Raw genomic sequence first — 21,105 nt, 5'->3', positions numbered from 1 at the left:
GCGCCGCTAGTCCTCGACCAGGCGGACCGGCTGCCCGATCGGCTGCTCACGTTGCCGGCGGATCTCATAGCTGCCGGGCGCAATGCCGAGGTATGCGTGCTCGGGGTGGGCCAGCCAGCCGACCGAACCCTCGGGCACGAACAGGACGGCGGCGACGGGAACATCGGAGGTCGGCCGGCGGAGGTCGCATCGGACCGGGCCGTCCGCGACGATCGTGTGGGCGTGCCCGCCGGCACCGCCGACCGCGACCGGAGTGCCGTGGTCGGGCACCTCAGCTTTCGCGGTGACCTCGGCGACGGGAACGACGAGAAGGTCGCCCTGCCGTTGCATCCCGGCGAGGACGGGGATGGTGAGGTCGCGGTCCAGATGCTCGTTGACGTCGATGCCGTGGCGCTCGATGAGGCTGACCAAGGTGTGCTGCTGCATGTCCGGCTCCTTCACTCCCGACGACCGTAACTCGCGTCGGACCACCGCGGTCAGTCTGCCGGGTGGTTGATCCGGGAACCGGCATAAAGATAGCGATCGTCGCCGACCGGGCGGCCCGGGGCGCGCTGCTCGTCGGTGAACCGGCCGACCCGGAACGGGGTCGGCGACAGCTGGCCGTCGACCCGGCCCGCCCAGAGACCGTCCCGGACCGGGCTCAGCGGGTAGTCCACGCACTCCGGCTCGTCGCCGAGGTCGAGGTCCTGCTCGACCCGGGCCCGGTAGCCGTCCGGGGTGCCGACCAGGTCGATCCGCTCCCCCGCCCGGCCGTACCGGCCGAGCCAGGGCTCCAGCGGCTCGGCGGTGCCGGTGGTCTCGAGCGAGCCGGGCGGCACCGCGATGCCGTACCCGGCGAGGGCTGAGCGGCGCAGCTCGAACCACAGGTTCGCGGCACCGGGCCCGTTGACCAGCAGGCAGAGGGCACGCCGCAGGCCCGGCAGCACGAGCAGGTAGGCGGACTGGCCGACGGTCAGGCCGTTGTGGCCGAACACCGGTTCGCCCTGCCACCGGCCGACCATCCAGCCGAGCCCCTGATGGCCCTCGATTTGCAGGCCCGGCGGGTTGGCGCCGTGATCGGCCAGCATCGCCACGGCCGCGTCCGGCGGCAGCAGCCGGCCGCCGTCGCGGACCAGTTCGGCGGCCACGGTCAGCACCTCGGTGACGGTCGAGTTGATCCCGCCGGCCGGCCCGATCGACTGCGGCAGCGCCCAGTAGCTCACCGGGGTGTTCGGCCGGCCCGGGCCGCTGGTGTGACCGACGGCCGCCGAGTGCAGGATCGCCTCCTCGGCGAGGGTCGAGGTGCGGGTCAGCCCGAGCGGCTCGATCAGCTGGTCCCGCAGCACCAGCCGCCACGGCTTCCCGTACAGGATCTCGAGCAGCCGACCGGCGACGACCCAGCCCGCGTTCGAGTACGAATACAGGGCGCCGGGCCGGAACATCTGGGCGACCCCGCCGAGCCCGGCGACGTAACGCGCCAGGCAGTCATCGCCGCGCCCGGTGTCGGTGAACCGGTCGCCGTCGATGCCGGACCGGTGGGTCAGCAGCTGCCCGACCGTGATCATGGCCGAGGCCTCGGCATCGGAGCTGAGCGGGACGTCGGGGCCGAGGATTTCAGCGGCCGGCTGGTCCAGCGCCGTCCGCCCGTCCGCGATCGCGCGGGCCAGCAGGATCGCCGTGTACGGCTTCGTGATCGACCCGATCTGGAACACGGTGTCCGGCAGCACCGGCTGGCCGGTGGCCGTGTTGACCACGCCGTGGGTGGTGACCCGAACCTGGTCGCCGGCCGGCTCGGCGCCGATCTCGATCACGCCGAAGGCGGCGCCCGGCACCCCGTGCCGCTCGGCCAGTTCCTCGAACCCAGCCGCCCCGTCAGCCTCGGTCACGGGATCAGTTGACGGCGGCGCCGGTCCGGCGCCAGCGGATCCCGGACTCGATGAACCCGTCGATGTCCCCGTCGAACACGGCGTCCGGGTTGGAGACTTCGTGGTTGGTGCGCAGGTCCTTGACCATCTGGAACGGGTTCAGCACGTAGGACCGCATCTGCGCTCCCCAGCTCTTGCCGCCGTCGCCGCGGAGCGCGTTCATCTCGGCCTCGCGCTCCAGCCGGGCCCGCTCCAGCAGCCGGGCCTGCAGCACCCGGAGGGCGGCCGCCTTGTTCTGCAGCTGGGACTTCTCGTTCTGACAGGAGACGACGATGCCGCTCGGCAAGTGCGTGATCCGGACCGCGGAGTCGGTCGTGTTGACGCTCTGGCCGCCGGGACCGGACGACCGGAACACGTCGATCCGCAGGTCGGCCTCGGGGATCTCGATGTGGTCGGTCTCCTCGGTGACCGGCAGCACCTCGACGCCGGCGAACGACGTCTGCCGGCGGCCCTGGTTGTCGAACGGCGAGATCCGGACCAGCCGGTGGGTGCCCTGCTCGACCGACAGCGTGCCGTACGCGAACGGGGCCTTGACCGTGAACGTCGCCGACTTGATGCCCGCCTCTTCGGCGTAGGAGGTGTCGTAGACCTCGGTCGCGTACGAGTGCCGCTCGGCCCACCGCAGATACATCCGCAGCAGCATCGCCGCGAAGTCGGCCGCGTCGGTGCCGCCGGCCTCGGAGCGGATGGTGACCAGCGCCTCCCGCTCGTCGTACTCGCCGGCCAGCAGGGTGCGCACCTCGAGCGCGTCGATCTCGGCCCGGAGCGAGGTCAGCTCGGACTCGGCCTCAGCCAGGCTCGCCGCGTCGGACTCCTCCTCGGCCAGCTCGACCAGCACGCCGAGGTCGTCCAGCCGGGACCGCAGCCGGGTCAGCCGCTCCAGCTCGGACTGCAGCAGTGACAGGCGGGAGGTGACCCGCTGCGCGTTCGCCTGGTCGTCCCAGAGGTCCGGCCGGGCGACCTCGATCTCGAGTTCGGCCACCTCGGCCCGCTTGGCATCGGGGTCGAGGACGGCCTCGATCGAATCGAGGGCATGGCCGAGCTCGGCCAGGACGGAGGGAAAATCTGTTACTGCCACAACCGTTCACTCTACTCAAAGCCACCGACGCCGATCCCCTATGCTCTGCGCCGGGTGACGCAAGGGGAGGCTCCGATGACCGAACAGGTGCTGGCGATCGACGTCGGCGGGACCAAGATCGCGGCGGCGTTGGTCGACGACGAGGGCCGGATCGGCCGTGAGACCGTACAGCCGACGCCGGAGTCGGCCGACGCGGACGCGGTGTTCGCCGGGCTGGAGGCCGCGGTACGCGAGCTGCTGGAGCCCGGCGCCACGACCGGGCCGCTCCGGGTCGGGATCGGCTCCGCGGGACCGATCGACGAGCCCGCCGGGACGGTGTCGCCGGTCAACATCGGCGCCTGGCGTGGCTTCCCGATCGTGCCCCGGACCCGGGCCGTGATCAAGGAACTCACCGGCACCGAGCCGCTGGTCGGGCTGGCCGGCGACGGACACTGCTTCGCGCTCGGCGAGCACTGGCTCGGCGCCGGCCGCGACCTGGATTCGATCATCGGCGTCGTCGTGTCGACCGGCGTCGGCGGCGGCGCCGTGCTGCGGGACCGGCTGGTCGGCGGGCTGACCGGCAACGCGGTGCACCTCGGCCACATCACCGTCGACGCCTGGGGCGGCCGGTGTGTCTGCGGCGGCTACGGCTGTGTCGAGCTCTATGCGCGCGGGCCGGGCATGGTGGCCGCCGCCCGTCAGGCCGGCTGGACCGGCGGCGACGACGCCCGGGCGCTGACCGAGTCCGCCCGGTCCGGCGACCCGACCGCGATCAGCGTGATCGACCGCGGCATGCGCGCGCTGGCCGCCGGCCTGGCCACCACCGCGACCGAGCTGGACATCCCGACCGTCGTCCTCGGCGGCGGCGTGGCGAAGGCCGGCGAGGTGATCTTCGAGCCGCTGCGCCGGCACCTGCGCGACTTCGCCGTGCTGCCGTACGTGACCGGGCTGGAGGTCCGCCCCGCCGTCCTGGACAACGCCGGCCTCCTCGGCGCCGCCGCCCTGGCCTTCACCCTCACCCCCACCTCCACCCGCTGACCCGGCACAAAAGCAGGCGTTTCGGCGGCGTGTCGCTGCGGAGGTGCCCAGTCGATCCGGGGACGGGCGTGTGACTCGGGTCGAACCGGCGGGTTGCTGAGGTTCAGGTCGCGGACTGGTCGGCGACGCGGCCGAGGCGCGGGTCGTCCGGTCCCGGGTCAGGGTCCGAGTGGTGCGGCGGATCCCGGTCCACCTCGACGGCCGGATCCTCGGGCTCCTCGTACCCCGCAGCCTCGGGCTGGATCACGGGTTCGGGCTCGGGCTCGGCTTCGACACCCTCGTGGGGTTGCTCCGGGTCGGGATGAACGTCTTCGTCCTCGTACTCCGGTTCGCCGAGCTCTTCGAGCCGGACGAACTTCTCCTCGGTGGTGACCCGCTTGCCCGGCCAGTCACTGATCCAGATCAGGGCGAAGGCGGCCAGCGACGCCAGCAGCGCGATCACGGGCCCGAGCACGAAGAGCCAGACCACGATCAGGCCGCCAACGACGAGGGCGGCGACGGCGATGGCCCGGTTCCGGGTGAGTCGCCCGTGCCAGCCGCGCCAGCCGCAGTACGCGACCCACGGGATCATGGTCAGCGCCACCACGACCCAGGCGAACATCGCCAGCCGGCCGTCGAAGTTGCCGGCCACCAGCCGGATCATGCCGATCAGGGTGAGCGCACCGACACCCAGGCCGAGGATCAGCCGGAGGTACGGGTTCGGGGTGCCGTTGGTCGCCATCGCACCTCACCTTACGGCTCGACGGACCGCACGGCAGCCACCTCGCCCGGCGACGTTTCCCATCAGCTGGCGGGACATGCGCTCTCCGGCGGTGGATTCGAGGATCGCCGGGCGGTCGATGTCCGGGCGCACCGGGGATCGCGGGTTCAGGCGCGGGCGAAGGTCAGCGTCTCGCCGCGGGCGCCGCCCATCCAGACGTCCTGACAGGCGGCGGCCAGCTCGGGCAGTCCCTCGACGATGGTGCCGAAGACGTTGCCCGGCACCCAGCCCTGGTCGCCGTTGATCAAGAGGTTGTTCCGGCCGTAGAAGACGGCAAGATCGATGATCTTGGTCAGCTCGCCGGGGCCGGAGTCGGACTCGTAGCCGTACGCCGGATTTCCAAGATCATCGGCGTCGAAGGCGAAGTAGCAGAGATCGCCCGGGATCGGCGTGACCGTCGTATTCTCCTTGCCTGGTTCGGTTTTCGCGAAGGCAGGGACCAGGTTGTAGATCTCGTTCCGGGCATACTTGCCGTGGTGCACCGGCCCGGACAGTGGCAGCGCGTCCCAGACGGCGGCGGCGGTCCGCGGCGCCTCGTCGTCGAGCAGCGCGGCCTTGCAGGAGACGCCGCGGGCCTCCAGGGTCACCGTGATGAAGCGCGTCATCGCCATCCTTTCTCGATCATCAGGGGGCTTGCGTTTCGAGCAGGACCGGCCACTGGTCGGCCCAGTCGGTGGCGCGTTCGTAGGCCCGGCCGGCCCGGAGCACCAGGGCGTCGGCGTGCCGGGGACCGACGATCTGCAGGCCGACCGGCCGGCCGTCGGAGGTGAAGCCGCAGGGCACGCTGAGCGCCGGCTGCTGGGTCAGATTGAACGGGTACGTGTACGGCGTCCAGCTGGTCCAGGCGTCGCTCCCCCAGCCCTCCGGCGCGTCCCGGCCGAGCTCGAAGGCCGGGATCGGCAGCGTCGGCGTGACCAGCAGGTCATAGCGCCGGTGGAAGGCGCCGAACTCGGAGCCGAGCCACATCCGGACCGCGGTCGCGTCCAGGTAGTCCGAGGCGGTCAGCCCGTTGCCGTACTCGACGCCGCGGCGCAGCCCGGGATCGATCCGGTCCAGCGCCGCCGGCCCGTACCCCTCGACCACCTTTGCGGCACCGGCGAACCAGAGCACCGAGAACGCCGCCACCGGGTCGTCGAAGCCCGGGTCCGCCTCCGCCACCTCGGCGCCCTGCCCGGCCAGCACCTCGACCGCGGCCCGGACCAACCGGTCCACCTCCGGGTCGTTCTCGACGTGCCCGAGATTCGCCGAGTACGCGATCCGCAGGCCGGCGACCCCGTCCTCCAAGCCCTCCAGGTACGAACCCGTGGGCGACGGCAGCGCCGACCAGTCCCGCGGGTCGGGCCGGGCGATCAGGTCCAGTAGCCCGGCCGCGTCGGCCACGGTGCGGGTGATCGGACCGGCGTGGGACAGGGTGCCGAACGGGCTCGGCGGGTAGATCGGCACCAGGCCGTAGGTCGGCTTCAGCCCGACCGTGCCGGTGAACGAGGCCGGGATCCGGACCGAGCCGCCGCCGTCGGTGCCGATCGACCAGGGCCCGAGGCCGAGCCGGACCGCGGCGGCCGCGCCGCCACTGGAGCCGCCGGCCGTCCGGTACGGCTGCCACGGGTTGCCGGTGGCGCCGAAGGTCGGCGAGTCGGTCACGCCCTTCCAGCCGAACTCGGGTGTCGTGGTCTTGCCGACCAGCACCGCCCCGGCCTCACGCAGCCGGGCCACCGGCGGCGCGTCCTCGGTCCACGGTCCGGCCGGGTCAATCAGCCCGGTACCGCGCCGGGTCGGCCAGCCCTCGGTGAGGAACATGTCCTTGATCGACACCGGTACGCCGTCACCGGGCCCGAGCGGCCGGCCCTCCGCGTAGCGCTGGGCGGACCGTTCCGCGTCGGCCAGCGCCCGCTCGGCGTCGACCAGGACGAAGGCGTTGACCCGGCGGTCGTACGCCTCGATGGCGGCCAGCACCGCCCGGGTCGCCTCGACCGGGCTGAACGCGCCGGACCGGTAGCCGGCGACCAGTTCCGCGGCGGTCAGCGCGGTCAGGTCAGCCGGCGGTGCGGTCGTCGTCCGGGGCAGCCGGCGCGGCGGCGACGGGTTCATCCGGGGGTCCTGCGCCGTGGGGTGAGCTTCATGGCACCTCCACCTGTTCCCGACCGGTCACGTAGCCGAGTCGCTTGTCCACGATGTTGATCAAGGGCTTCCCGTCCAGCCAGCGCAGCGCGTTGTCGGCGAACTGCCGGGCCAGTGCGTCCCGCCAGCCGACCACGTCGCCGGACAGGTGCGGCGAGATGATCACTCCCGGCGTTGACCAGAGCGGATCGTCGGCCGGCAACGGCTCGGCCGGGAACACGTCCAGCGCCGCGCCGGCCAACCGACCCTCGGTGAGGGCCATGATCAACGCTTCATGATCAACCAGTGGGCCGCGACCGACGTTGATCAACTGGGCGGTCGGCTTCAGGGCGGCCAGCACCTCGGCGTTGATCAACTTCCGGGTCTGCTCGGTCAGCGGCGCGGCGACGACCAGGTGGTCGGCCCAGCCGGCGTGCCGGGCCAGTTCGGCCGACGCGACGACGGAGCCGAAGTCGGGATCCTCGGCGCGGGCGGTCCGGCCTGCTCCCCGTACCTCGAAGCCGACCGCGCGGAGCAGCCTGGCCGTGGTCCGGCCGATCGGCCCGGTCCCGATGATCATGACCGTACGGCCGGCCGCCAGCAGCGTCTCCCGGTGCTGCCAGGTGCGCGCCTGCTGCTGCGCCCGGGTCAGGTGGACGGCCTTGAGTTGATCAAGGATCGAGGTCAGCACGAACTCGGCGATCGGCTGGTCGAACACCCCGCGCGCGTTGGTCACGACGACCGGCGACTCGGCCAGGCCGGCGAACAGCAGCGAGTCCACCCCGGCGGCGGCGACGTGGATCCAGTCCAGCCCGGCGGCGGCGGGCCAGGTGTCGGCCACGGCGGTGGAGAAGAAGTCCCAGAGCAGCAGCGCCCGGCTGTCCGGCAGCGCGGCGGCCAGACCGGCCGCGTCGACGTACCGCAGCGCGGCCCGTTCGGCGACCGGTTCCAGCCCACCGGGACGAGACCCGTCCGGCCCACAGAGCACCGTAATCACGGGCGGGGTCCGGGCGGGGCTCACACTCACCGAGACTAAGAACGGCGCCGAAGGATTGTCAACAATCTGACCCGCAGGCATCATGACTTCATGACACTGCCCGCGACCGGTGGGCTTCCGGAGGGACCACCGGTACGCACCAGGATCGGACTGATCGCGCCCTTCGATCTCGCGCTCGACGACGAGCTCGCCCGGTGGATCCCCGACGGCGTCAGCCTGCACGCCGCCCGGACGCCGCGGCTGCCCGGCCCGGTCGACCTGAACCTGGTCGAACGGCTGAACGACCATGATCAGATTCTGGCCTGCATCGGCGAGCTGGGCGCCATCGAACCCGCCGCGTACGCCTACGCCTGCACGGCCGCCAGCTTCGTCGACGGAATCACCGGCGAACACGCGCTGGCCGAGGCGATCCGGCTGGCCGCCGGGGTGCCCGCGGTGACCACGTCCGGTGCGCTGCTCGCGGCGCTGACCGCCCTCGAGGTCCGGACGGTCGCGGTCGCGGCGCCGTACGACATCGTGATCACCGAACGACTGGTCCGGTTCCTGGCCGAGGCGGCGATCACGGTGACCGGGTACGGCTCCCTCGGGCTCACCTCGCGGATCTGGGAGGTCCCGTACCGGACCACGGCCGAGCTGATCCGCCGGCTGCCCGGCACCGGGGCCGAGGCCGTCCTGCTCGCCTGCACGAACCTCAGCAGCTACGACCTGATCGCGCCGCTCGAGGCCGAACTCGGTGTGCCGGTGGTCAGCGCGAACCAGGCGACGGTCTGGGCGGCGCTGCGCCTGATCGGCCGCCGCGCCGTCGGCCCCGGCCAGGCCCTGGTCGAGCGGACATGATCAAGCCGATCGACGACGCGGAGTACGCCGAACGACTGCGCCGGGTGCACGCCGCACTGGCCGACCGATCATGGTCGGCGCTGGTCGTCGCGGACCCGGCCAACCTCTACTACCTGACCGGCTACGACGCCTGGTCGTTCTACATGCCGCAGTGCCTGATCATCCCGGCCGACGGCCCGCCGCGGCTGTTCCTGCGCGCGATGGACGCCAACGGCGCGGCCACGACGGCCCGGCTCCCGGCCGACCGGATCGAGGGCTATCCCGAGTCGCTGGTGCACCGGCCGGACCTCCACCCGTACGACTGGATCGCCGACCGGGCCCGCGCCCTGGGACTGCTGCCGACCGAGCCGGACGCGATCATCGCGGTCGAGGCCGACGCGCATTTCTATTCGGTACGGGCGCACCAGGCACTGGCCGAACGGGTCGGCCGTGCCCGACTGGTGGACAGCGGCGAATTGGTCAACTGGGTCCGGTTGATCAAATCCGAGGCCGAACTGGACCGGCTCCGGATCGCCGGCCGGCTGGCCGAGGAGGCGATGCGAATCGCCCTCGCCGCGGTGGCACCGGGCCGCCGGCAGTGCGACGTGGCGGCCGAGATCGTCGCCGCCCAGACCCGCGGCACCGATGATCATGGTGGTGACTACCCGGCCATCGTCCCGTTGCTGCCGAGCGGCGAAAGCGCCGGAACTCCCCACCTCACCTGGTCCGAGCGCCGGTTCTGCTCGGGCGAGGCGACCACGATCGAGTTGGCCGGGACGTACCAGCGCTATCACGCACCGCTGGCCCGGACCGTCATGATCGGCGAACCGCCGGCCCGGCTGGCCGGTGCGGCGGCGGTGATCCGGGACGGGATGGCGGCGACGCTGGAGGCGATGCGGCCCGGCCGGCCGGTTCGCGAGGCGCACACCGCGTTCCAGCAGGTGATCGCCGCGCACGGGCTGACCAAGGAATCGCGGATCGGCTATTCGATCGGAGTCGGCTATCCTCCCGACTGGGGCGAGCGGACGATCAGCCTGCGGGGCGAGGAAGCACGCACCTTCGGCACCGGCATGGCCTTCCACGTGATCCTCGGCCTGTGGCTGGACGGCTGGGGGTACGAGTTGTCCGAGCCAGTGATCATCTCCGACTGCGGAGCCGAACCGCTCTGCCGGTTGCCGCGCGAACTGGAGGTGACGAGATAGCCAGGCATCCCTCGGTGCTCACCGACACCGAACAGAAGGTCCTCGATCAGATCGACGAAGGTCTGGTCACCGGGCTCGCCTCTGCCCTGGTCCAGGCGCCGGCCCGACATACGCCGAACGTCAACCCGCCCGGCGGGGAGGCGCCCACCGTCGCCGTCCTGACCGAACTGGCCGCCGAGCTCGGACTCGACGTGATCACCAACGAGGTGGCACCGGACCGGTCCAACGTCTCGGTCCGGCTGCCCGGCGGCGAGGAGCCCGGCCTGCTGCTGCTCGGGCACACCGACGTCGTACCGATCGGCGAGGGCTGGACCAGCGACCCGTGGAGCGGCCGGGTGTCCGGCGGCCGGCTGTACGGTCGCGGCTCGGCCGACATGAAGGGCGGGCTGGCCGCCTGCCTGACCGCGATGGCGGCGATCCGTCGCGCCGGCGTGGCGCTGCCGGGCCCGGTCGAACTGGCCGCGGTGGTCGACGAGGAGGACCACGGGCTGGGCATCCGGCACTTCCTCGGCAACGAGCGGGCCAGGTTCGCCGGCTGCATCGCGGCCGAGCCGACCGACCTGCAGACGATCATCGCCGCCCGCGGCGACTCCTACGTCGAGTTCACGGTGACCGGCCGTCATGCCCACTCCGGCCTGCCCAGCGAGGGCGCGAACGCGATCGTCGGCGCCGCCGCCGTGGTCGGGGCGATCGAGCAGTGGCACACCGAACTGGCCGCGTCGGCGCACCTGCTGGCCGGCGCCGCCACCTGGAGCATCGGCAGCATCGCCGGCGGTAGCGGGCCGACGGTGGTGGCCGGCGAGTGCACGATCGTGGCGGACCGGCGGCTGCTGCCGGGCGAGTCGGCGACCGCCGTCCTGGAGGACGCGCGGATCCGGCTCGGCGAGCTCGGACTGTCCGCCCGCGGGCTTTCCGTCCAGGTCCGGATGACGATGGACATGCCCGGCTTCGAGACCGCACCCGGCCATCCGCTGGTCCGGACCGTCGAAGGCGCGCTCGGTGACGCCGGCGGCCCGCTGTGGGGGCTGGGCGGCTGGACCGCGGCCTGCGACGGCGGGTTCATCGCCCGGGACGCCGGCATCCCCGTCGTGGTGCTCGGGCCCGGCTCGGTCACCCAGCACGCGCACCGGCCCAACGAGTCCGTACCGGTCGAGGAACTGGTCACCGCCGCCCGCACGTACGCGCTGACGGCGCTCCGGCTGATCGGCGGTGCGGCATGACCGGCGGACCCGTGACCGAGCCGGTGTCGGTCGGGCTGCTCTATCCCGGTCACAGCGCCGAGGACGACTTCCCGGCGCTGGCCGAACGGCTCGGTGGCCGGATCCGGCTGCCGCTGGTCCACACCAGCGTCGGCGAGGACGCGCACCGGGTGGACGCCCTGCTCGACCTCGGCGGCCCGGACCGGCTGGCCGACGGCGCCGGCCGGCTGGCCGAGAGCCGGCCCAATTCGATCATGTGGGCGTGTACCTCGGGCAGCTTCGTGTTCGGCTGGGACGGCGCCCGGCAGCAGGTCGACCGGCTCGCCGACCTGCTCGGCAAGCCCGCCTCGTCCACCTCGATCGCGTTCGTCGAGGCGGCCCGGTCGCTCGGCCTTGAGCGGGTCGCGGTCGCGGCCTCGTACCCGGAGGACGTGGCCGGCCGGTTCGTCGAGTTCCTCGGCCACGGCGGCATCGAGGTCGCCGGCTGGGGATTCCGGGACATCATCACCGCGGCCGAGGTCGGCACGCTCGGCCGCGAGCAGGTGATCGGCCTCGCGGTCGACCATGATCATCCGGACGCCGAGGCGGTGCTGGTGCCGGACACCGCGATGCACTCGCTGGCCTGGCTGGACGACCTCGAGGCGGCGGTCGGCAAGCCGGTGCTCACGGCCAACCAGGTGACCGTCTGGGAAGGGCTCCGGCTGGCCGGCGGCCCGACCACGCTGCCGGGGCTCGGGCGTCTGTTCGCCGGGTCCTCCGGGTGAGGGAGGAACGATGTCGGGGCGTCGTGCCATCGAGCCCGTACCGACGGCGTCGACGGCGAGCCTGATCGCCGACCGGCTCCGGTCGGCGATCCACAGCGGGCACTTCGCGGCCGGCGAGCAGCTGCATGAGGTCGTCCTGGCCCGCGAGTTCGGCGTCAGCCGGGGACCATTGCGGGAAGGGATGCAGCGGCTTACCCAGGAGGGTCTGCTGGTCTCGATCAAGAACCGCGGCCTGTTCGTCGTCGAGCTGACCGAAGCCGACGTACGGGACGTCTACCTGGCCCGGTCCGCGATCGAGCACGCCGCCGCGGAGGAGATCTTCCGCACCGGCAACCCGGAGCGCTCCGGCCTGCGCTTGATCAAGATCTGGCAGGACATGGAGAAGGCCGGGCAGCGCAACGACGTCGTCGCGATCGGGCACTGGGACGTGAAGTTCCACGAATGCCTGGTGGCGCAGGCAAAGAGCCCGCGGCTGTCCCGGATCCACCGCACCCTGATGACCGAGACGAAGCTCTGCATCAACGCCCTCGGCGGCAGCTATCCCCCGCCCGACGAACGGGTGCCGGAGCACCAGGCGATCGCCGAGGCGATGCGCGACCAAGATCGACAACTGTTCGACCGCCTGCTCGACGCGCACATGGACGATGCGATCCGCCGGCTGGCCAAGGTCGTGCCCCCGCCCGCTCGGTAGGGTCGCCGGCGTGACGCATCCCGATCCTGGCGACCCGGTCCGCATGTGGTTCCGCAAGTGGGACGGGGCTCCGCACTGGCGCTGGACGATGCCGTACCTCGGCGCGGACCGGCACGGGCACTGGCTGGGCAGCCTCCCGGGCGTCGACGTGGCCCGGCCCGGCGCCTCGTACCGGACCGACGTCGCGACGGCCTTCCTGATCCCGCACGACGGATTCTTCCTGGCCAGCATCAACGGCGCGCCGAGCCGGATCCTGATCTACGTCGACATCACCAACAAGCCCGACTGGCGGCGCGACGAGGACGGCTGGCTGGTGGAGGCGATCGATCTCGACCTCGACGTGATACGGACCTCGGACGGGCGCACCTGGATCGACGACGAGGACGAGTTCGCCGAGCACTCCGTCGGCTACGGCTACCCGGAGGACGTGATCACCCGCACCAGGACCACGGCCGAGGCCGTGCTTGCGGCCGTCCGGGCCGGTGACGGACCGTACGGCGCGGACGGACAGGGCTGGCTGGACCGGCTCAGCCCACCGGCCGGAGCATGATCATTTCGGCATCGCGATGCCGATGTACTTCGTCTCCAGGAACTCGTCGATGCCGATCGCGCCGCCCTCGCGGCCGAGGCCGGACTGCTTGACGCCGCCGAACGGCGCGGCCGGGTTGGAGACCACGCCCTGGTTCAGTCCGACCATGCCGGACTCGATCCGCTCGGCCATCCGGAGGGCGCGGCGGAGGTCGTTGGTGAAGACGTACGAGACCAGGCCGAACTCGGTGTCGTTGGCCAGCGCGACCGCGTCGTCCTCGTCCTCGAACGGGGTCAGCGGCGCGACCGGCCCGAAGATCTCCTCGTCGCTCATCCGGGCCTCCCGGGGCACACCGGACAGCACCGTCGGCGGGTAGAAGTAGCCCCGGCCGCCGAGCGGCACGCCGCCGGTGAGGACGCTCGCCCCGCGGTCCACCGCGTCCTGGACCAGCTCGGTCACCTTGGTCAGCGCGGCGGCGTCGATCAGCGGCCCGACCTGGACCCCGTCGCCGGTGCCGGGACCGACGGTCAGCTCGGCCATCCGGGCGGCCAGCCGGCGGCCGAACTCGTCGATCACGCCGGACTGGACGTAGATCCGGTTGGCCGCCGTGCAGGCCTCCCCCATGTTGCGCATCTTGGCCTGCACGGCACCGGTCACGGCCTCGTCCAGATCGGCGTCGTCGAAGACCAGGAACGGCGCGTTGCCGCCGAGCTCCATCGAGGTCCGGAGCACCTTCTCGGCGCACTGCTCCAGCAGGATCCGGCCGACCTTCGTCGAGCCGGTGAAGGACAGTTTGCGGGCCAGTCCCGATCTGATCATGGGCTCCAGCACGCCGCCGGCGTCGGTGCAGGTGATCAGGTTCACGCCGCCGTCGGGCAGCCCGGCCTCGCGCAGGATGTCGATCAGGGCCAGCATCGACAGCGGCGTCTGCGGGGCAGGCTTGATCACGCTGGCGCAGCCGGCCGCGATCGCCGGGCCGAGCTTGCGGGTGCCCATCGCCATCGGGAAGTTCCACGGGGTGATCAACAACGCGACGCCGACCGGCTGCTTGGTGATCAAGAACCGGGCGTCGCCGGCCGGCGAGACCTGAAACCCGCCGTCGATCCGTACCGCCTCGCCGGCGAAGTGGCGCAGGAACTCGGCGGCGTAGACGATCTCGCCGCGCGCCTCGGCCAGCGGCTTGCCCATCTCGGCCGTCATCAGCGCCGCCAGGTCGTCGATCCGCTGATGCAGCAGGTCGAACGCGCGGGTCAGGATGTCGGCCCGCTGCCGCGGCGACAGAGCCGCCATGGCGGGCTGGGCGGCGACCGCGGCGTCCAGGGCACGCCGGCCGTCCTCCGGGCTCGCGTCGGCGACGGCGCAGAGCACCTCGCCGGTCGCCGGGTCCAGGACGTCGAAGGTCTTGCCGCTGGTCGCCTGCTGCCAACTGCCGCCGATGAAGAGGTCCTTCGGCACCGCATCCACGAGGGCTGGGCGGGCTGACTGCGTCGTCTGCGAGCTGCTCATGTCGTAACCGTACTCGCTGATCTCGACGCCTCGGAAGCCGCTTGTTAGGCTGGAATTATTGTCAACAATCCGACGATCATGGGAGTCACCATGGCGCAGCTCTCCCCGGTTCTGGGGCAGGCGAATCCGGTTCTCGCAGCCCGCGGTTCCGGGGTGCAGATCTTCGACGACGAGGACCGCCGCTATCTCGATTTCACGGCCGGCATCGGCGTCACCAGCACCGGCCACTGCCATCCGCGGGTGGTCGAGGCGGCCCAGCGACAGGTGGCAACGATCATCCATGCGCAGTACACAACGGTCCGCAACAAGCCGATGCTGGAGCTGACCGACCGGCTCGGCGCCGTGCTGCCGCCGCAACTGGATCGGCTCTTCTTCGCCAACTCCGGTTCGGAGGCGATCGAGTCGGCGCTCCGGCTGGCCCGGCAGGCGACCGGACGGCCGAACGTGATCGTCTTCCACGGCGGCTTCCACGGCCGTACGGTCGCGGCGGCGGCGATGACCACCTCGGGGACCAGGTTCCGGTCCGGGTTCGCGCCGTTGATGGGCGGCGTGCACGTCGCCCCGTTCCCGGACCCGGGCCACTTCGGCTGGCCGGTCGAGGAGTGCACGGACTTCGCCCTGAAACAGCTGGACTACCTGCTGCAGACCGTCTCCGCGCCAGCCGACACCGCAGCCTTCCTGGTCGAGCCGGTGCTCGGCGAGGGCGGCTACGTGCCCGGCAACACCCGCTTCTTCGCCGGGCTGCGGGAGCGGGCCGACCGGCACGGCTGCCTGTTCATGATCGACGAGATCCAGACCGGCTTCGGCCGCACCGGACGGTTCTGGGGCGGTGATCATTTCGAGGTACGCCCCGATGTCCTGATCACCGCCAAGGGCCTCGCCTCCGGCTTCCCGCTGTCGGCGATGGCCGCACCCGCCGCCCTGATGGAGCAGGCCTGGCCCGGCTCGCAGGGCGGAACCTACGGGGCGAACGCGGTTGCCTGTGCGGCGGCCTGCGCAACGCTCGAGGTGATCGAATCCGAAGGACTGGTTCGCAACGCCGAGGAGCGTGGCCGGCAGCTGACCGACGGTCTGGCCACGGTCGCGAAGGACCATGATCAGATCACCGACGTACGCGGCCTCGGCCTCATGATCGGCAACGAGTTCCGCGACGCCGACGGCCGACCGGACGGGGCCACCGCGGCCGCCGTCCAGCAGGAGGCGTCCCGCCGCGGGCTGCTGCTGCTCACCTGCGGCGCCTACGGTCAGGTGGTCCGCTTCATCCCGGCCCTGGTGGTGTCGCCGGCCGAGGTGGACGAGGCCGTCGGACTCTGGGCCGAGGCTTTGGCTGCCGTACTCGCTCACTGAACGGACCGAAGGGCGAGGCCCGTACCCGGACCTCGCCCTTCGGCCGTCAACCGTTCAAGATCAACGGAGACCGATGTCGGGCAGCGGGCCGCCGGGTGCTCCGGGGCGACGGCCGGCGGGACGGGAGATCACGCCGGGCACGCCGCGACCGCGCAGCGAGGCTCCCCTGGTCTCGATCACGAAGATCAACGCGACCGCTCCGACGGCACAGGCGGCCATCATGTAGAACGCCGGGATCAGCCCGTTGCCGGTGGCCCCGATCAAGGCCTCGTTGATGTACGGCGCCGTACCGCCGAAGAGCGACGTCGCCACGTTGTACGAGATCGCCAGCGCGGCGTACCGGACGTGGGTCGGGAACATCGCCGGGAAGGTCGCCGAGATCGTCGCGAGCTGCGGCACGTAGAGCAGGCCGAGCACCGCGAAGCCGATCACCGCACCGATCGCGTTGGTGCCGATCAGCATGTACATCGGTATGGCCAGCACGAACAGCCCGATCAGCGAGGCCCACCACATCGGTTTCCGGCCGACCCGGTCCGAGATAGAGCCGGCGATCGGCAGGAAGATCATCATCGCCAACTGCCCGATGATCGGGACCAGCAGCGCGCCGTTCTCGTCCAGGCCGATCTCGCCCTGGAGGTAGGTCGGAGTGTAGGTGAGCAACGTGTAGTTCACCACGTTCAGGGCGATCACCAGCCCGAAGAGTTGCACGATCGGCCGCCAGTAGCCCCGAAACATGTCGACGAACAGGGTCTTCGCCTGCTGCTCCTTCTGACCCGCCTCCTCCAGTTCCTGGAAGACCGGGGTGTCCTCCATCCGGGACCGGAGGTACAGCCCGATCAGGCCCAGCGGGGCGGCGACCAGGAACGGGATCCGCCAGCCCCAGGCCATCATCGCGTCGTGGCCGAGGATCAACTGGGCCAGCAACATCAGCAACGCGCCGAAGGAGAAGCCGCCGAGGGTGCCGAACTCGAGGAAGCTGCCGAAGAAGCCGCGCTTCTTGTCCGGTGCGTACTCGGCCATGAACGTCGCCGCGCCGCCGTACTCACCGCCGGTCGAGAAGCCCTGGATCAACCGGAGCAGGATCAACAGCAGCGGGGCCGCGTAACCGATCGTCTCGAACGTCGGCAGCAGGCCGAGGCACAGGGTCGCGCCGGACATCATCAAGATCGTGATGGCCAGGATCTGCTTGCGGCCGAGGCGGTCGCCGAGCGGGCCCCAGACCAGGCCACCCAACGGCCGGATCAGGAACGACACCGCGAAGATGCCCAACGTGATCAGGGCGTTCTCGCCCGGGATCAGGTTCGCCGTGATGTAGGTGGTTCCGTAGGCGTAGAGGCCGTAGTCGAACCACTCGGTCGCGTTGCCGATGGCCGACGCTCCGACCGCCCGGCGCAGGGTTCTGGGATCGACGTCTTGCGGTGGCTTGGCGGACTCGGCGGCTGTTGCATCGGTCATCGAACTCTCCTCCGTCCCGGCCCGGGGCTCCCCGAACCACGGCAGCGGCGCCCCTCCGAGCACCGACGGCCGTAGGATTGTTGACAATCTCCTGGTAACGATACTCACGAGCGCGCCCCAGGGCCAGCCTTCGACACCGGAAAGCCCCGTGACCATCCGTCGCAGCGGCGATTACCGCCGTCGGCCGACGACCGTAACCTCGTTCCGGTTGTGATGCAACTGACGAGCGAAGATGATCTTGTACGAATCGGCGAGATTCTCAAGCGCACGGTCGATTGTCTCGACCGGCCGGTTCGTCGTGATCTTGAGTGTGATAATGATCAAGTCACCGGGGCGCTGCAGGCGGGCCGCCGTGATCATGGTCCGGACCGACTGCAACGGGTCCATCCGCATGTCGTTGACGATCACCTGGAAGGTCCGCTGGGTGCGCCGGATGAACTCGCCGGCGGTGGTCCGATGCCAGCTCAGCTCCGGCCGCCGGGCCAGCGCAGGAGCAGGCTCCCCCGGGTCGACACCGTGCACCCGCCGAGCCCCGTACTCGAGCAGGATCCGGCACCAGCCGCCGGGACTCGCGCCGAGATCGAGCGCGTCGCCGGCGATCGTCAACGGCAACAGCGAGAACAGCTCCTCCAGCTTGTGCTCGGCCCGCGAGATCTGGTGCGGCGAGTCGGCCAGCCGTACCCGGCCGCCGGGCCAGTCGGCCAGCGCGTCGGCCGTCCGGGCCCGGCCGACGACGATCCGCCGCTCACCCAGACAGACGGCGAGTACGGTCTCGCAGCCGGCCCGCCGGACCTCCCGCCCGTCCGCGGCCAGCCGGTCGGCGATCGCCGCGCGGACCGCCTCGGGACGATGCCGGCTGCGGCCGGAAGCCCAGACCTGCAAGGCGATCGGCCCGTCCGCCGGGACGGCCGACGCCGCCAGGTCGATGATCATGGCCGGGTCGTCGGCGTCGGCGGCGGGGCGGTGCGCCGTCACCTCGGCCAGGTGGCGGACGAACCGGAGGTCGCCGCTGCGCGCCGCGGCGGCGACCTCGGCCAGGCCCGCCCCGTCCAGCCGGATCAGGCCGGCGTCCTCCCCGACGGCGACATGATCGACAACCGGGAGTGATCGTTTGAGCTCCTGCACCGCGTAGCGGTAGTACCGATCCGCGGCAGAGAAGAGGATTTCGGTGGTCACCAGTTCAGGGCTGCCGACCGATGAAGGCGATCAACTTCGTCTGGACGTCGGCGTCCTCGGGTACCTCGACCTTCGGCCCGTACTGCCCGCTGGCCCGCAGCACCTCGTCGAGCGACTCCATCCCGGCCAGCAGTTCCGCGGCGAAGTCCTCGTCGAGGGTCTCGTCCTGGCCGGTGGCCCGGGCCAGGTCCCAGGTGTGCATGAAGACGTCGGCCGTGAAGAAGTTCTGCACCGCCTGCGGCAGCGAGTGCCGGCCGGCCACCGGATGATCAAGGAAACGGTCCGTGGTCGCCGGGTCGTCCAGCAACTGCTGCACGCCGTCGCTCACCGTGGTCCAGTTGGCCAGCGGATCCTCGGTCACCGGCGGCCCCTGCGGCAGCGTGATCCCGGTGCCGGAGGCGAGGAAGGCCGGGAACCACTCGGTCAGATGGCCGACCACGTCGCGCGCCGTCCAGCCGTCCGGCGGTGCGGGCTTGGCCCAGTCCGGTTCGGCGACGTTGCGGACACGGTCGGTGAACCCTGCGGCGACCTGCCGGTAACGATCAGCGGGTGTCATGGGTCGTCACTCCTTCGTCAGTTGGTCAAGAATGGCATCGATCCGCCGGAGAGATCGATTCAGCCCGGCCTCCATGCCGGAGCTGACATGGTTGTCCCGGTGTTCCCGGCTGGCGTGGCGCACGGTGATGATCATCGAGGTCCGGCCGGCCGGCTGATCTTCGGTGAGGCGCAGCTCGGTGGTCGCTTCGACCCCCGGATTGCCCTCGAATCCTTCGGTGGTGACGAGACGGCGCGGCCGGTCGATCACGCGGTACGTCCCGTACCAGCCGAGCTCGGTGCCGCCGGCATCCCGGGACACGTACCGCCACCGACCGCCGACCCGGAGGTCGATCTCGCAGACCACCAGCGGTGCGTCGCTCGTGGTCCACCACCGGCGCACCAGCTCCGGCGTCGTCCACACCGTGAAGACGAGCTCACGCGGAGCGTCGAACGTCCTGGTGATCATGATCTCCGTCTCGCTGGGCAGTGTCACCACGGTCCCGTTGATCATGAACCGCCGTCCTGCAACTCGGCCAGCAGAGCGTCGAACCGGTCGAACCGGTCCGACCAGGTCCGCCGGAGACCGGACAGCCACTCCTCCATCGGCACCAGCGCGGCCGGCTCCAGCCGGTAGACCCGGCGTCGCCCGTCGTTGCGTACCCCCACCAGGTCGACCGCACGCAGCACCGCAAGGTGCTTGGACACCACCGGTTGCGGCAGCCGCAGCGTCTCCACCAGCTCGCCCACCGACCGCTCCCGATCGGCCAGCGCCCCGATGATCTCCCGGCGGCAGGGCTCGGCCACCGCGTTGAACACGTCGGAGGTGGTCGCTGCCCTGGCCATACCGAGATCATATTCCACTATCGACATACGTCAAGCGCTGCGGCGGAATCGCCGTTGGCCCACCACCCCCGCTGCCGTTACTGTTAGTCGACGCACACCCGGTGCGGGCGCATAGCTCAGCTGGTTAGAGCACCTGCCTTACAAGCAGGGGGTCAGGGGTTCGAGTCCCTTTGCGCCCACCAGAAATCCTTGTATTCAAGGGATGCACCAGTGGCAGCCTGAGTGACGTAGCGTTCGGTTGCGGCACGCCAGACCGCCGGAGAACGCCACGACGGATCCGTATCCGGTCCGAGGATCGACCACATCCGCAGTGCGTACCACCCGAGGGTGATGGCCTCGACCCGCTTCAGGTCGGCTTCGCTGCCGACCGTCGGCAGCCCGAGGGCTGCACGCCGCTCAGCCATCAGCGGGACGAGCCCATGCCAGCCGACGCGGGCCGGATCGGAGTTGAGGATCTGGCAGTAGGCGGCTTCGAAGGCCCAGGGCATGAAGCTCGGTTCGAAGTCGATCAGGACGGCGTCACTGAGGTGCGGCGCCGGCGTGCGACTGAGGACGTTCGCCATGTGGAGGTCTCCGTGACAGATCTCCGGCGGGCAGACGTCACGGACGAACCCCCAGTCGTGATCGAGGCTGTCGAGCAAGGACGCGGCCGGTCCGGGCGCACCGCGCACCATCGCGGAACGGATCCAGTCGGCGACGTCAGCAGCTGCCGTGACGGAGTGAGGCCCCGTGGGGTGATGGCGGGCGAAGCGCTGGAAGCGCGCACCGGCCGCCATCAACATCCCGAACTCGACGCCGTCCCAGCCCGCGTGAAGACCGCCAGGCAGCCGCTCCGTCAGGATCCACCCCAGTTCGACATCGCCGAGTTGACTCCCGCTCGCAAACAGCGTCGGTGCAAGGCCGGGGTCTTCCTCGGAGATCTTCTCGGTCCACCAGCGTTGGGGCGGCGATACGCCGACTTTCAAGATCACCTCTGCGCCCGAAGCTGTCCACCTTCCGGCGAAATGGAGACCACTGCTGCCCCACTCCGCCCCGAAGACTCTGAGGTCGGCCAGGCCACGCAACGCAGCTTCAGCACGAGCTCGATGATGAATGAGAGCAACCGCTGCTGGATCATTCCGAACGCGGCCGTCCGCACCGATGAGCGATGATCCGTCCCGTGCCGCGCTCGACGCCATGCGCGACAT

At 71.1% G+C, this 21,105-nt stretch carries 22 protein-coding genes and 1 tRNA gene; 9 read left to right on the top strand and 14 right to left on the bottom strand.

Going from position 1 to position 21,105, the window contains the following annotated elements; genetic code table 11:
* Nucleotides 1-6: 6 nt before the first annotated feature.
* Genes ACFQU4_RS00485 through prfB form a run of 3 tightly spaced genes read right to left on the bottom strand, consistent with a single transcriptional unit; the run spans nucleotide 7 to nucleotide 2,982 of the window.
* Nucleotides 7-426 carry a hypothetical protein gene (locus tag ACFQU4_RS00485; RefSeq protein WP_377485570.1) on the bottom strand — a complete coding sequence of 140 codons (420 nt, stop codon included), beginning with the start codon at nucleotides 424-426 and terminating at the stop codon, nucleotides 7-9.
* A gap of 50 nt (nucleotides 427-476) precedes the next feature.
* The gene (locus ACFQU4_RS00480) at nucleotides 477-1,865 is read right to left on the bottom strand and encodes a serine hydrolase domain-containing protein (RefSeq protein WP_377485568.1); all 1,389 of its coding nucleotides are present in this window, start codon (nucleotides 1,863-1,865) and stop codon (nucleotides 477-479) included.
* A 4-nt stretch (nucleotides 1,866-1,869) separates the two neighbouring features.
* A complete protein-coding gene (prfB, locus tag ACFQU4_RS00475) occupies nucleotides 1,870-2,982 on the bottom strand; it encodes a peptide chain release factor 2 (RefSeq protein WP_377485566.1) in 1,113 nt (370 codons plus the stop codon).
* A gap of 75 nt (nucleotides 2,983-3,057) precedes the next feature.
* Here prfB and ACFQU4_RS00470 point away from each other — a divergent pair, with 75 nt between their 5' ends.
* Nucleotides 3,058-3,999, top strand: coding sequence for an ROK family protein (locus tag ACFQU4_RS00470; RefSeq protein ID WP_377485564.1), 942 nt, complete (start codon nucleotides 3,058-3,060; stop codon nucleotides 3,997-3,999).
* Nucleotides 4,000-4,102: 103 nt separating this feature from the next.
* Here the strand turns inward: ACFQU4_RS00470 and ACFQU4_RS00465 are convergent, their stop codons facing one another.
* The 4 genes from ACFQU4_RS00465 to ACFQU4_RS00450 form a co-directional block, all read right to left on the bottom strand.
* Nucleotides 4,103-4,720 carry a hypothetical protein gene (locus ACFQU4_RS00465; RefSeq protein WP_377485562.1) on the bottom strand — a complete coding sequence of 206 codons (618 nt, stop codon included), beginning with the start codon at nucleotides 4,718-4,720 and terminating at the stop codon, nucleotides 4,103-4,105.
* A 146-nt stretch (nucleotides 4,721-4,866) separates the two neighbouring features.
* A complete protein-coding gene (locus ACFQU4_RS00460; RefSeq protein ID WP_377485560.1) occupies nucleotides 4,867-5,364 on the bottom strand; it encodes a DUF3830 family protein in 498 nt (165 codons plus the stop codon).
* A gap of 19 nt (nucleotides 5,365-5,383) precedes the next feature.
* Nucleotides 5,384-6,847, bottom strand: a complete 1,464-nt coding sequence (locus ACFQU4_RS00455) for an amidase (RefSeq protein ID WP_377485558.1) — start codon at nucleotides 6,845-6,847, stop codon at nucleotides 5,384-5,386.
* Between the two features lie 28 nt (nucleotides 6,848-6,875).
* Nucleotides 6,876-7,853 (bottom strand): D-2-hydroxyacid dehydrogenase, encoded by a 978-nt coding sequence (locus ACFQU4_RS00450; RefSeq protein WP_377485556.1) that lies wholly within the window; start codon nucleotides 7,851-7,853, stop codon nucleotides 6,876-6,878.
* Between the two features lie 90 nt (nucleotides 7,854-7,943).
* Between ACFQU4_RS00450 and ACFQU4_RS00445 the strand changes: the two genes are divergently transcribed.
* Genes ACFQU4_RS00445 through ACFQU4_RS00420 form a run of 6 tightly spaced genes read left to right on the top strand, consistent with a single transcriptional unit; the run spans nucleotide 7,944 to nucleotide 13,075 of the window.
* Nucleotides 7,944-8,690 (top strand): aspartate/glutamate racemase family protein, encoded by a 747-nt coding sequence (locus tag ACFQU4_RS00445; protein ID WP_377485554.1) that lies wholly within the window; start codon nucleotides 7,944-7,946, stop codon nucleotides 8,688-8,690.
* On the top strand, nucleotides 8,687-9,871 hold the full coding sequence (locus tag ACFQU4_RS00440) for a M24 family metallopeptidase (RefSeq protein ID WP_377485552.1): 1,185 nt from the start codon (nucleotides 8,687-8,689) through the stop codon (nucleotides 9,869-9,871). Before ACFQU4_RS00445 ends, ACFQU4_RS00440 begins: the two co-directional genes overlap by 4 nt.
* Nucleotides 9,872-9,885: 14 nt before the next feature.
* A complete protein-coding gene (locus tag ACFQU4_RS00435; RefSeq protein WP_377485550.1) occupies nucleotides 9,886-11,091 on the top strand; it encodes a M20 family metallopeptidase in 1,206 nt (401 codons plus the stop codon).
* Nucleotides 11,088-11,834 (top strand): maleate cis-trans isomerase, encoded by a 747-nt coding sequence (locus tag ACFQU4_RS00430; RefSeq protein WP_377485548.1) that lies wholly within the window; start codon nucleotides 11,088-11,090, stop codon nucleotides 11,832-11,834. The genes ACFQU4_RS00435 and ACFQU4_RS00430 overlap by 4 nt, the downstream gene beginning before the upstream one ends.
* Before the next feature lie 10 nt (nucleotides 11,835-11,844).
* Nucleotides 11,845-12,525 (top strand): GntR family transcriptional regulator, encoded by a 681-nt coding sequence (locus ACFQU4_RS00425; RefSeq protein ID WP_377485546.1) that lies wholly within the window; start codon nucleotides 11,845-11,847, stop codon nucleotides 12,523-12,525.
* Nucleotides 12,526-12,535: 10 nt separating this feature from the next.
* Complete coding sequence (locus ACFQU4_RS00420) at nucleotides 12,536-13,075, top strand: DUF402 domain-containing protein (protein ID WP_377485544.1); 540 nt, start codon at nucleotides 12,536-12,538, stop codon at nucleotides 13,073-13,075.
* Here the strand turns inward: ACFQU4_RS00420 and ACFQU4_RS00415 are convergent, their stop codons facing one another.
* Nucleotides 13,076-14,560 (bottom strand): NAD-dependent succinate-semialdehyde dehydrogenase, encoded by a 1,485-nt coding sequence (locus tag ACFQU4_RS00415; RefSeq protein ID WP_377485542.1) that lies wholly within the window; start codon nucleotides 14,558-14,560, stop codon nucleotides 13,076-13,078. It lies immediately after the preceding gene.
* Between the two features lie 90 nt (nucleotides 14,561-14,650).
* Here ACFQU4_RS00415 and ACFQU4_RS00410 point away from each other — a divergent pair, with 90 nt between their 5' ends.
* On the top strand, nucleotides 14,651-15,907 hold the full coding sequence (locus ACFQU4_RS00410) for an aspartate aminotransferase family protein (RefSeq protein WP_377485540.1): 1,257 nt from the start codon (nucleotides 14,651-14,653) through the stop codon (nucleotides 15,905-15,907).
* Between the two features lie 60 nt (nucleotides 15,908-15,967).
* Here the strand turns inward: ACFQU4_RS00410 and ACFQU4_RS00405 are convergent, their stop codons facing one another.
* The 5 genes from ACFQU4_RS00405 to ACFQU4_RS00385 all read right to left on the bottom strand — a co-directional run bounded on the left by ACFQU4_RS00405 (nucleotide 15,968) and on the right by ACFQU4_RS00385 (nucleotide 19,918).
* Nucleotides 15,968-17,362, bottom strand: a complete 1,395-nt coding sequence (locus tag ACFQU4_RS00405) for an MFS transporter (protein ID WP_377485538.1) — start codon at nucleotides 17,360-17,362, stop codon at nucleotides 15,968-15,970.
* Between the two features lie 171 nt (nucleotides 17,363-17,533).
* Complete coding sequence (locus ACFQU4_RS00400; RefSeq protein ID WP_377485536.1) at nucleotides 17,534-18,538, bottom strand: SAM-dependent methyltransferase; 1,005 nt, start codon at nucleotides 18,536-18,538, stop codon at nucleotides 17,534-17,536.
* Nucleotides 18,539-18,542: 4 nt separating this feature from the next.
* Nucleotides 18,543-19,094 carry a TIGR03086 family metal-binding protein gene (locus ACFQU4_RS00395; RefSeq protein WP_377485534.1) on the bottom strand — a complete coding sequence of 184 codons (552 nt, stop codon included), beginning with the start codon at nucleotides 19,092-19,094 and terminating at the stop codon, nucleotides 18,543-18,545.
* A 6-nt stretch (nucleotides 19,095-19,100) separates the two neighbouring features.
* Nucleotides 19,101-19,586 carry an SRPBCC family protein gene (locus ACFQU4_RS00390; protein ID WP_377485532.1) on the bottom strand — a complete coding sequence of 162 codons (486 nt, stop codon included), beginning with the start codon at nucleotides 19,584-19,586 and terminating at the stop codon, nucleotides 19,101-19,103.
* The gene (locus ACFQU4_RS00385; protein ID WP_377485530.1) at nucleotides 19,583-19,918 is read right to left on the bottom strand and encodes an ArsR/SmtB family transcription factor; all 336 of its coding nucleotides are present in this window, start codon (nucleotides 19,916-19,918) and stop codon (nucleotides 19,583-19,585) included. The genes ACFQU4_RS00390 and ACFQU4_RS00385 overlap by 4 nt, the downstream gene beginning before the upstream one ends.
* Before the next feature lie 105 nt (nucleotides 19,919-20,023).
* On the opposite strand from ACFQU4_RS00385, the gene ACFQU4_RS00380 reads away from it, so the two are divergent.
* Nucleotides 20,024-20,100: transfer RNA gene (locus ACFQU4_RS00380), tRNA-Val, on the top strand.
* On the opposite strand, the gene ACFQU4_RS00375 is transcribed toward ACFQU4_RS00380, so the two are convergent.
* Nucleotides 20,071-21,096, bottom strand: coding sequence for a hypothetical protein (locus ACFQU4_RS00375; protein WP_377485528.1), 1,026 nt, complete (start codon nucleotides 21,094-21,096; stop codon nucleotides 20,071-20,073). The two genes, ACFQU4_RS00380 and ACFQU4_RS00375, sit on opposite strands and share 30 nt — an antisense overlap.
* Nucleotides 21,097-21,105: the final 9 nt, after the last annotated feature.

The organism is Microlunatus sp. GCM10028923 (genome assembly GCF_042666975.1).
GTDB lineage: Bacteria > Actinomycetota > Actinomycetes > Propionibacteriales > Propionibacteriaceae > Microlunatus.
Note: the sequence above shows the minus strand (reverse complement) of the source record. Positions and strands in the feature narration are given on the sequence as shown.

What these genes read in the sequence shown, in the direction of transcription:
- ACFQU4_RS00470 (WP_377485564.1), top strand. Translation starts at nt 3,058, where the DNA reads ATGACCGAACAGGTGCTGGCGATCGACGTCGGCGGGACCAAGATCGCG.
- ACFQU4_RS00405 (WP_377485538.1), bottom strand. Translation starts at nt 17,362, where the DNA reads ATGACCGATGCAACAGCCGCCGAGTCCGCCAAGCCACCGCAAGACGTC.
- ACFQU4_RS00415 (WP_377485542.1), bottom strand. Translation starts at nt 14,560, where the DNA reads ATGAGCAGCTCGCAGACGACGCAGTCAGCCCGCCCAGCCCTCGTGGAT.
- ACFQU4_RS00460 (WP_377485560.1), bottom strand. Translation starts at nt 5,364, where the DNA reads ATGACGCGCTTCATCACGGTGACCCTGGAGGCCCGCGGCGTCTCCTGC.
- ACFQU4_RS00385 (WP_377485530.1), bottom strand. Translation starts at nt 19,918, where the DNA reads ATGGCCAGGGCAGCGACCACCTCCGACGTGTTCAACGCGGTGGCCGAG.
- ACFQU4_RS00425 (WP_377485546.1), top strand. Translation starts at nt 11,845, where the DNA reads ATGTCGGGGCGTCGTGCCATCGAGCCCGTACCGACGGCGTCGACGGCG.
- ACFQU4_RS00465 (WP_377485562.1), bottom strand. Translation starts at nt 4,720, where the DNA reads ATGGCGACCAACGGCACCCCGAACCCGTACCTCCGGCTGATCCTCGGC.
- ACFQU4_RS00410 (WP_377485540.1), top strand. Translation starts at nt 14,651, where the DNA reads ATGGCGCAGCTCTCCCCGGTTCTGGGGCAGGCGAATCCGGTTCTCGCA.
- ACFQU4_RS00390 (WP_377485532.1), bottom strand. Translation starts at nt 19,586, where the DNA reads ATGATCAACGGGACCGTGGTGACACTGCCCAGCGAGACGGAGATCATG.
- ACFQU4_RS00430 (WP_377485548.1), top strand. Translation starts at nt 11,088, where the DNA reads ATGACCGGCGGACCCGTGACCGAGCCGGTGTCGGTCGGGCTGCTCTAT.
- ACFQU4_RS00375 (WP_377485528.1), bottom strand. Translation starts at nt 21,096, where the DNA reads ATGGCGTCGAGCGCGGCACGGGACGGATCATCGCTCATCGGTGCGGAC.
- ACFQU4_RS00455 (WP_377485558.1), bottom strand. Translation starts at nt 6,847, where the DNA reads ATGAACCCGTCGCCGCCGCGCCGGCTGCCCCGGACGACGACCGCACCG.
- ACFQU4_RS00440 (WP_377485552.1), top strand. Translation starts at nt 8,687, where the DNA reads ATGATCAAGCCGATCGACGACGCGGAGTACGCCGAACGACTGCGCCGG.
- ACFQU4_RS00485 (WP_377485570.1), bottom strand. Translation starts at nt 426, where the DNA reads ATGCAGCAGCACACCTTGGTCAGCCTCATCGAGCGCCACGGCATCGAC.
- ACFQU4_RS00445 (WP_377485554.1), top strand. Translation starts at nt 7,944, where the DNA reads ATGACACTGCCCGCGACCGGTGGGCTTCCGGAGGGACCACCGGTACGC.
- ACFQU4_RS00395 (WP_377485534.1), bottom strand. Translation starts at nt 19,094, where the DNA reads ATGACACCCGCTGATCGTTACCGGCAGGTCGCCGCAGGGTTCACCGAC.